At 35.4% G+C, this 9,474-nt stretch carries 11 protein-coding genes and 1 tRNA gene; 8 read left to right on the top strand and 4 right to left on the bottom strand.

Going from position 1 to position 9,474, the window contains the following annotated elements; all coding sequences use genetic code 11:
* The first annotated feature begins 85 nt into the window (after positions 1-85).
* The 3 genes from Q0Q96_RS07505 (at position 86) to Q0Q96_RS07495 (ending at position 2,828) form a co-directional block, all read left to right on the top strand.
* On the top strand, positions 86-679 hold the full coding sequence (locus Q0Q96_RS07505; RefSeq protein ID WP_293873135.1) for a HupE/UreJ family protein: 594 nt from the start codon (positions 86-88) through the stop codon (positions 677-679).
* 151 nt (positions 680-830) lie between these two features.
* Positions 831-1,259, top strand: a complete 429-nt coding sequence (locus tag Q0Q96_RS07500) for a dCMP deaminase family protein (RefSeq protein WP_293873133.1) — start codon at positions 831-833, stop codon at positions 1,257-1,259.
* Complete coding sequence (locus Q0Q96_RS07495) at positions 1,260-2,828, top strand: S41 family peptidase (RefSeq protein WP_293873131.1); 1,569 nt, start codon at positions 1,260-1,262, stop codon at positions 2,826-2,828.
* On the opposite strand, the gene Q0Q96_RS07490 is transcribed toward Q0Q96_RS07495, so the two are convergent.
* Entirely contained in the window at positions 2,829-3,437 is a 609-nt protein-coding gene (locus tag Q0Q96_RS07490) for an FAD-dependent oxidoreductase (RefSeq protein ID WP_293873129.1), read from the bottom strand.
* A 3-nt stretch (positions 3,438-3,440) separates the two neighbouring features.
* Positions 3,441-3,638, bottom strand: coding sequence for a hypothetical protein (locus Q0Q96_RS07485; protein ID WP_293873127.1), 198 nt, complete (start codon positions 3,636-3,638; stop codon positions 3,441-3,443).
* 140 nt (positions 3,639-3,778) lie between these two features.
* Between Q0Q96_RS07485 and Q0Q96_RS07480 the strand changes: the two genes are divergently transcribed.
* A complete protein-coding gene (locus Q0Q96_RS07480) occupies positions 3,779-4,351 on the top strand; it encodes a DUF3109 family protein (protein WP_293873125.1) in 573 nt (190 codons plus the stop codon).
* Positions 4,352-4,428: 77 nt separating this feature from the next.
* Here the strand turns inward: Q0Q96_RS07480 and Q0Q96_RS07475 are convergent.
* A tRNA-Ala gene (locus Q0Q96_RS07475) sits at positions 4,429-4,502 on the bottom strand.
* 96 nt (positions 4,503-4,598) lie between these two features.
* Between Q0Q96_RS07475 and Q0Q96_RS07470 the strand changes: the two genes are divergently transcribed.
* The 4 genes from Q0Q96_RS07470 (at position 4,599) to Q0Q96_RS07455 (ending at position 8,165) form a co-directional block, all read left to right on the top strand.
* Positions 4,599-5,363, top strand: a complete 765-nt coding sequence (locus Q0Q96_RS07470; protein WP_293873123.1) for an enoyl-CoA hydratase/isomerase family protein — start codon at positions 4,599-4,601, stop codon at positions 5,361-5,363.
* 28 nt (positions 5,364-5,391) lie between these two features.
* The gene (locus tag Q0Q96_RS07465) at positions 5,392-5,844 is read left to right on the top strand and encodes a 6-carboxytetrahydropterin synthase (RefSeq protein WP_293873121.1); all 453 of its coding nucleotides are present in this window, start codon (positions 5,392-5,394) and stop codon (positions 5,842-5,844) included.
* An 89-nt stretch (positions 5,845-5,933) separates the two neighbouring features.
* Positions 5,934-7,271, top strand: coding sequence for a vanadium-dependent haloperoxidase (locus tag Q0Q96_RS07460; protein WP_293873119.1), 1,338 nt, complete (start codon positions 5,934-5,936; stop codon positions 7,269-7,271).
* A 141-nt stretch (positions 7,272-7,412) separates the two neighbouring features.
* Positions 7,413-8,165: a UDP-2,3-diacylglucosamine diphosphatase gene (locus tag Q0Q96_RS07455; protein WP_293873117.1), complete on the top strand. Its 753-nt coding sequence runs from the start codon at positions 7,413-7,415 to the stop codon at positions 8,163-8,165.
* Here the strand turns inward: Q0Q96_RS07455 and recJ are convergent.
* Positions 8,166-9,474: single-stranded-DNA-specific exonuclease RecJ (gene recJ / locus Q0Q96_RS07450; RefSeq protein WP_293873115.1), on the bottom strand; the 1,309-nt coding region annotated here is incomplete at its 5' end.

Genomic DNA, 9,474 nt, shown 5'->3' with positions numbered 1-9,474 from the left:
TGTTTTTTCTAGATTTTAGTATTTATTTTGAAACCTTATTCAAAATAAAGTGTAAGTTTACGAGACCAAACAAGCTACTAATGTTATGTCAGATTTCTGGTTGTATTTCAATATTGGATTAAAACATCTGTTCAATTTTCGTGCTTACCAAGATGTTTTATTTCTTATCGCGCTAACTGTTCCTTATGAATTCAACGCTTGGAGACGCCTTCTTATTCTTGTTTCCTTATTCACTGCTGGGCATATTTTAGCTTTATTACTTGCTGTTTTTAATATCCTTTTAGTTAAAGTTGCCATCGTGAACTTTTTAATTCCGACAATAATTTTTATAGTCGCATTTTACAATATTTTAAATACCGGAAAAGCAAGTAAAAAAGCTGCTACAACCCCCATCGCTGTGGTGACTACAATTTTTGGAATTATCCACGGATTGGGTTATGCTTCTTATTTTAATAGTTTGGTTCCCAAAAAAGCTACCGACAAATTATTGTCTCTTTTTGAAGCAGCACTAGGTTTTCAAATATCTCAATTCTTACTCATTATTATAGCATTACTCCTTGCCTATGTGGTTCAAACACTATTCAAATTCACCAAGAGCGACTGGATATTAATAGTTTCTGCTTTTACCATTGGCATTATTATTCCGATAGTAATTCGTACAGAAATTTGGTGGAAATAATTATTTAGAAGCAAAAGGTTTAGGTATATTTGCTTTCCATTTTCCTGCTGTACGTTTCAATATTTTATTTAGCCTTCCGCAAAAGCTTCAGGCTAATCAAAATGATTTTCACTTCCATCAGGGCTAGAAACAAAACATTTTATTTTTTGAAATGAAAAATCAAAAACAACTCAAATACGACATTGCTTACTTAAGAATTGCTACCGAGTGGAGCAAACTTTCTTACTGCAAACGCAAACAAGTGGGTGCAATCATCGTGCGTGAACGAATGATTATTTCTGACGGCTACAACGGCACGCCATCTGGTTTTGAGAATTGTTGCGAAGATGAAGAGGGATTAACCCAATGGTTTGTGCTTCATGCCGAAGCCAACGCTATTTCAAAAGTGGCGCGTTCTACTCAAACGTGCGAAAACGCGACCTTATACATCACGCTTTCACCTTGTAAAGAATGTAGTAAACTCATCCATCAATCTGGAATAACTAGAGTGGTGTTTCAATACGGATATCGAGATACCACAGGTTTAGAATTTTTAAAAAAAGCTGGTGTAATTGTACATCAAATTAAAGATTTAGAATAAATGGAATCAAAGAAAAATTATTTACCACTACTACTATTTGCTTGCGTTGCCATGGGAATTGTAATTGGTGGTATGATTAATTTTCCCAAACGAACACTCTCTAAACAAAATGCGCGCAAAATTAAAATTGAACGTTTAATAGATTTTATCAACGAGGAATATGTTGATGATGTCAACACCGACTCTATTGTTGATAAAACGGTTAGCAGTATTTTGGCAAATCTTGACCCGCATTCTGTATATCTTTCGCCAAGAATACAATCCTCTGAATCCGAGATTATGAAAGGTGATTTTGTGGGAATTGGCATTAATTTTTATGTGTACAATGATACCATTTCAGTTGTAAAACCTTTAGAAAATAGTCCGGCTCAAAAAGCGAGAATTCTTTCTGGTGATAAAATCTTGTATGCGGATAAAACCAAGCTTTTTGGACGAAAATTACCAACTGATAGTCTCTATAACAAATTAAAAGGGGAGGAAGGTTCTACTGTTATGCTTACTGTTTTTAGAAAAAGCAGCAATAAAAAACTAAAAATTGCTGTGGTGCGCGAAGTTGTTCCCATAAAGAGTGTTGACATCAATTTGATGCTTAACAAAACTGTAGGCTATATTAAAATTAATCGTTTTGCAGAAAATACCGCTGATGAATTCCGAAAAGGATTAGAGCAAATGAAAAAGCAAGGAATGACCACTTTAATAATTGATTTGCGCGAAAATGGCGGAGGTTATCTCGAAAAAGCGGTTGAAGTTATCGACGAACTTTTAAAAGACAAAGAACTGATAGTCTTTACAAAAAACAGAAAAGGAACTATAGAAAAGACTTTTGCAACAGCTGATGGTATTTTTGAAAACGGCAAAGTGTATGTTTTAATTGATGAAAACTCTGCATCTGCTAGTGAAATTCTTGCAGGTGCTATTCAAGATAACGACAGAGGAATTATTGTAGGTCGCCGGTCCTTTGGCAAAGGGTTAGTGCAGCGCGAAATGGATTTTGATGATGGTTCCGCTGTTCGACTAACAACTTCGAGATATTTCACGCCAAGCGGTCGTTCTATTCAAAAACCTTATGTAAAAGGCGAAGGCGAAAAATACAATAAAGAGGCAGAAACTCGTTTTGCTAGCGGTGAACTTTATGAAAAAGACAAAATAAAAATTGCCGATACTTTAAAATTTAAAACTAAAAAAGGGCGAACTGTTTATGGCGGCGGCGGAATAGTTCCTGATATTTTTGTGCCATTAGAAGTAAAGAAAGGCAAAGAAAGTTTAGAGTACATTCTGACTTCGGGTGCTGTGGGTCATTTTGTTTTTGAACAATTAGATAAATCCAGAAGCTCTTTCAGCGCTTTGAAATACGACCAATTTTTAACCAAAATGAACAAAGATGCAAGTTACAATACAAAATTTGAAAGCTATCTAAAAGATGCAGGGGTGGACATAAAATTAGCTAATAATAAAGCTTTGGTTCAAAAATATATTACTGCTGAATTTGCCCGACAATTATTTGGCGAAAGCCAGTATTACCAAATCATTCTGAAGGAGGATGCTATGCTAAACGCGATTTTAAAATAACTATTTCAGTATCGAATCGTGACTATGAGAAGAAATTCCGTTATTCCATAGGGTCAAAATATCAGTAGCCGCAGCGGCACCACTTCCTGCGGCAATAGCTAGTTGACTGCGCCAACCTGCCAAAGTTCCTATCACATAAATTCCGTCGGCGACTTTATGATCTTCGTTTTTAAGTTGAATGCGTTGTTTTTCTGCTAATGCTTTTTTATGTGGTTCCACGTAGTGCATCAAACCTTCTATACTAAAGGTGTTGGAATAACCCATCGCTAGCACAATGCTCTTTGTTTGGTAAGTATTTTTATTGGTTATAACAGTAAAATTCGTGAATACTCCTGCTATTTTTAGGACTTTCTCTTTGTCAATTTGAGTTACATGTGGATACAATTCTCGCAGCTGTTCGATGCTTTCTGTCAACAATTGTGATCCTAATTTTCCCGCAGGAACTCCGTAAGCATTATAAAATATGGCTTCTTGGAGAGCAGATGATTTTTGATGTGTAAAAATTCCGATTTTTTTATCTTGAACAAATGTTTTTTTATGAGCTGAACCCAAAACTAAAGCACACGACATTCCAGAGACACCACCACCAATTATAAGAACATCAAACATAAATTAGTTTTTTAGTTTCTCCTCAATTTTTTTAGACATTCTAAAAATCAAAAGAATAAATAGCGCACACAACGATGCCGAAACACCAATGAGCGCAATCATACTGTCCCCTTTTAATGGGCTTTTAAAATTAATAAGTGTCAAATTGAAAACAACCAGCCCGAGAGCAATCAACATTAAAAATGCAGTGAAAATTTTCATAAAAAATATTTAGATAACAAAAATAATAAAATTTGGTCTTATGCAGCGATTCCTTTAACATTTGCGGCAAATAATTTAACAAAGAACGAACACATTTATATGTTTAGATTTTATCTTTGTCCAACATAAAATACAGTAAGATGTTTCAATTAGGAAAAACTATAGTTTCAGAAGAAATACTCGAAAAAGATTTTGTTTGTAACCTTTCGGCTTGTCACGGCGCATGCTGCGTAGATGGCGATGCTGGCGCTCCTTTAACAAAAAATGAAACCAAAATATTGGAAACAATTTATCCAAAAATAAAACCATTTTTGCGTAAAGAAGGTATAGAAACTATTGAAAGATTGGGAACATGGGTTGTTGGAACAGATCAAGATTTAGAAACGCCGCTAGTTAATAATAAAGATTGTGCGTATGTTATTTTTGACGGTAAAACTGCGCTTTGTGGTATTGAACAAGCCTATAATCAGGGAATAAATGATTGGAAAAAACCTGTATCATGTCATTTGTATCCCATTCGTGTGAAGGATTTTACCGAATTTGCAGCTGTAAATTATGACCGTTGGGATATTTGTAATCCTGCGTGTTCCTTGGGGAAAGAACTGGAAATTCCGGTGTATAAATTTGCTAAAGAAGCATTGATCCGCAGGTTTGGTCCAGAATGGTATGTAGAACTAGAAAAAGTTGCCGAGGATTTAAAAAACGGGAAATAAAAAAAGTTGTAAAATTCTGGGAAGTCAAACTGCTTTAAAATAAAAAAACCGAAATCACATTGAATTCGGTTTTTTTGTGGAGAATATCGGATTCGAACCGACCACCTCTTGCCTGCCAGGCAAGCGCTCTAGCCAAATGAGCTAATCCCCCATATTATTTGGCAAATATATAATTTTAAAAAAACAAATAGCAATTCAAAAACCAACTTTTTAAGATTTGTTATAAATTTACATCAAATAATTTTTTATGACTTCAGAAAATTCCAAAGGAAATATTGAAATTCAAATAGACAATAAAATTGCAACAATTACCTTTAGCCATCCAGCAAGCAATTCTTTTCCTAGTGATTTACTGCAACAATTAATATCCGAAATAAACCAAATTTCTAACAACCCTAATGTGCATGTAGTGATTCTTCAAAGCGAAGGCAAAACATTTTGTGCAGGAGCTTCGTTTGATGAATTGCTTTCGATAACCGATTTTGAAACAGGAAAAAAATTCTTTTCGGGATTTGCTGATGTGCTTAATACCATGCGAAATTGCTCTCAAATAATTATCGGAAAAATACAAGGTAAAGCCGTGGGTGGTGGTGTTGGATTGATTTCAGCATGCGATATTTCTTTTGCTTACCAAGATGCGGCTATTAAACTTTCTGAAATTGCGATCGGTATTGGTCCATTTGTTATTGAACCCGCAGTTTCTAGAAAGATTGGAAAAACAGCAATGACACAGTTAACTTTGCAACCCAACAACTGGCAAACCGCGGACTGGGCTGTTGCCAAAGGATTGTATATTGATGTTTTTGATAGTTATGGAGAACTAGATGCAGCTACTCTATCTTTTGCAAAAAAAATAGCGGGTTACAATCAAGAAGCGATATCCGAAATGAAAAAAGTTTTTTGGGAAGGAACCGAAAATTGGGATAAACTGCTTTACGAAAGGGCTGCCATTTCTGGAAAATTAGTACTTTCTGATTATACCAAAGAAGCATTAAGCCAATTCAAAAAGTAATTACCTTTGTTAAGTAAAAATTTTTTTCATGAGTAACATCAGAATAACCAAACAATTTTCTTTTGAAACCGGTCATGCGCTTTATGGCTATGACGGCAAATGCAAAAACGTACACGGACATAGTTATAAACTTTCGGTAACCGTTATTGGAAAACCCATTTCAGATACTTCCAATGTGAAATACGGAATGGTGATTGACTTTTCTGATTTGAAAAAAATTGTTCGAGAAGAAATTGTAGATATTTTTGATCACGCCACCGTTTTTAATAAAAACACACCACACGTTGAATTGGCGAATGAACTCTCCAATCGGGGTCATCATGTAATTTTGGTGGATTATCAGCCTACAAGTGAAAACATGGTTATTGATTTTGCTGAAAAAATAAAAAAACGTTTGCAGACATACATCCAATTGCATTCCTTAAAACTTCAAGAAACCGAAACTTCTTTTGCAGAATGGTTTGCTGCGGATAATCGATAATTATTTCTTTTCATCTAAAATAAAAAAAAAAGTGGGTTAAGATAAATTCAAACAATTACGTTTGTTAAAATTTTAACAAACGTTTGACCATGAAAACCTATAAAAAATCAATAGTAATAGCATCGTTAGCTATTTCGACAATGTTAATTACCAGTTGTAACAACGACAAGTCCAATGAAACAAAATCTTTTACACCAGTAGCGAATTTTTCAGGCAAAATAGCAAGTGATTGGATGGGTATCGTTAGAAAATTAGTTAAAAAAGAGTCTAAAAATCCTCCTCAAGCTTCAAGAATTTATGGATACAACGGCGTTGCATTATATGAAAGTTTAATTAGCGGAATGCCCGAAAATAAATCTTTAGCAGGGCAAATAAATGGTTATACACAACAAACTCCCGTTTTAAATCAAGAAGTTGATTATCCAACTGTTGCCAACGAAGTATTACACAAAATAAACATATCATTATTTGGAACTACTTTATCGACTGAAAGTGTTACTCGTTTAGACTCCATTTATAACGCCAATTTAAACGAGAGAAATGCGATAAGTGGTACTTTAAAAACAAATTTTTCTGTCGAATACGGTCAAAATATTGCTGCAACACTTATTGAATATATTAATCAAGATCATTTTGCAGAAACTAGATCGATGGTTTACACTGTGCCTCCCAGAATTACTGATCCTCACTGCTGGGCACCAACAAATCCCAGTATAACTATGCCTTCTGAACCATTTTGGGGTCAAATTCGCACAATTGGTTTAGTATCCCCTGATATGTCAGTTCCAAGCGAAATCCCATTTAGTTCGGTTGTCGGCTCTCCATTTTATAATCAAGCTATGGAAGTTTATACCATTTCACAAGGATTGACATCCGCACAAAAAGACATTGCCAAATGGTGGGCTGATGGTCCAGGTGTTACGGCAACACCCCCAGGACATTGGGTGGCTATAGAAAATCAACTTACAATAGATTTAAGATTAAATCTTCAAGAAGCTGCAGAAATGTACGCTATGGTTGGTATTGCAATTACCGATGCATTTATAAGTTGTTGGTACACTAAATACCAATATAATTTACTCCGTCCTCAAACCTATATTAGAGATTATATTGCCGGTGGAGAAAGTTGGACCTCATTTCTAGGAACACCTTCATTTCCAGAATATCCTTCGGGTCATTCAGTTTGCTCTGGAGCAACTTCAAAAATACTGACCTCTATTTTCGGATCGCTTTCATTTGTTGATAAAACCAATGTAAATTTAGGATTGTCCCCTCGATATTACAGTTCTTTTTATGCGGCTGCAGACGAAGCTGCAATTTCTAGAATATATGGTGGCATTCATTTTAGAGAAGCTAGCGAGAAAGGAGTACTTCAGGGTAAAATGTTAGCGGAATATTTAATGTTAAACATTGAATTAAAAAAATAATTTTTTTTGAAAACTAGTAGTGTCTGTCATCTCTTTTCTAGAGAGTAGACAGACAATTTTGGTTTTACAAATTTGAGTCTGCTAATTGTTATAAATAAAACATATCTGAAAAATAGTATCTTTGAAACCTAATCAAAGCCTATGATAATTTCTCCGAACAAAAAAATATATTTCGCTTCCGACCAACACTTTGGCGCACCAACGCCCGAAATGAGTTTTCTGCGTGAGCAGAAGTTTATAGCTTGGCTTGATGAGGTAAAAAAAGATGCCGAATGTATTTTCCTTTTGGGTGATTTATTCGATTTTTGGTTTGAATATAAAACTGTTGTCCCCAAAGGTTTCGTGAGAGTTCTAGGCAAGTTGGCTGAAATTCGCGACAGCGGCATTCTTATTTATTTTTTTGTCGGCAACCACGATTTGTGGATGCACGATTATTTTCAAAAAGAGTTGAACATTCCTGTTTATTATGACAATCAAGAATATGAGTTTAACGGTAAAACTTTTTTAATTGGTCACGGCGATGGTAAAGGTCCTGGCGATAAGGGTTACAAACGCATGAAAAAAGTGTTTGTTCATCCGGTTTCTAAATGGATTTTCCGTTGGTTACATCCTGATTTAGGGGTTAAATTGGCACAATATTTTTCGGTGAAAAACAAATTAATTTCGGGCGATGCCGATGTTAAATTTCTTGGTGAAGAAAAAGAATGGCTGGTACAATATTCCAAACGAAAACTCGAAACCAAACAGTACAACTACCTCATCTTTGGTCACCGTCATTTGCCAATGGTTATAAAAGTTGATGAAAACTCCCAATATGTAAATCTTGGCGATTGGATTGACTATTTTACCTACGGTGTTTTTGATGGAGAGAATTTTGAGTTGAAAGAGTATTAATCACCTCAAGTCCTTCAATCGCAACTGCACCGTAACAGTGCCATTAAATTCATTCTCATCAATAGCATACAAAGCATCGAAAGGTTTTTGATTTTTCACTAATTCCATTTTATCTCCGAGATTAAAACCAATAGCGCCAAACCCTTCACTTCCGTTTTGTTTTACAAAAAGTTTTAAGTGTTCTTCATTTTGCCCAATTCCTTTGGCGTAGCCAGTATCTTTTAACATTTTTGTAATAAAAACAGGCGTCATGTTTTGTGGTCCAAAAGGTTCAAACTGGTTTAAAAGTCGCAGTAACTTTTCGTTAATATCAGTAAGATTTATTTCGGCATCTATGACAATTTCAGGAATCAATAAATCGGGGTGAATAGTTTCTTGAACCGTCTTTTCAAACGCTTGTTTAAAAGCTTCGTAGTTTTCTTCTTTTAGCGTCATTCCAGCAGCATACTTATGACCTCCAAATTGTTCGAGATGTTCGGCACAAGCTTCAAGCGCATTATATACATCAAAATCTTTCACGGAACGTGCCGAAGCGGCTAATTTAACGCCACTTTTAGTAAATACAATCGTCGGACGATAATAGGTTTCCGTCAATCTCGAAGCCACAATTCCGATAACGCCTTTGTGCCAATTTTCTTGATACACAACGGTGGTTAGATTTTGCGTTTCGTTGTTTTCTTCAATTTGAGCAAGCGCTTCAACGGTAATTTGTTTGTCTAAATCTCTGCGGTCAGTGTTGTATTGTTCAATTTCGGAAGCAAATTGTTTAGCCTGCTCAAAATCATATTCTGTTAATAATGCCACAGCTTCGTTGCCATGTTTTATTCTTCCGGCAGCGTTAATTCTTGGCGCAATAATAAAAACCACATCGGTAATTGTCAATACTTTTTTCTTTACATTCTGACCCGAGACCAAAGGTCGAACAGACGATGTAATTAATGCTTTGATTCCTGGTCGTGGATCAGTGTTGATGACTTCCAATCCAAACTTGGCTAAAACTCGGTTCTCTCCAGTCATCGGCACAATATCGGCAGCAATAGCTGTAGCGACCAAATCGAGATAAAGCAGTAAATCATCTATCGTTTGATTCCGATTTTGCGCCAATGCTTGAATAAGTTTAAAACCAATCCCACAACCGCATAATTCGTCATAAGGATAAAAACAATCTTCCCTTTTGGGGTCAAGAATCGCTACAGCATTTGGCAAAATAGCTCCAGGTCGATGGTGATCACAAATAATGAAATCAATTTTTTTTTCATTGGCGTAAGCAATATGATCAAAAGATTTTATACCGCAATCCAAAGCAATA

Source organism: Flavobacterium sp. (assembly GCF_025352015.1).
GTDB lineage: Bacteria > Bacteroidota > Bacteroidia > Flavobacteriales > Flavobacteriaceae > Flavobacterium.
Note: the sequence above shows the minus strand (reverse complement) of the source record. Positions and strands in the feature narration are given on the sequence as shown.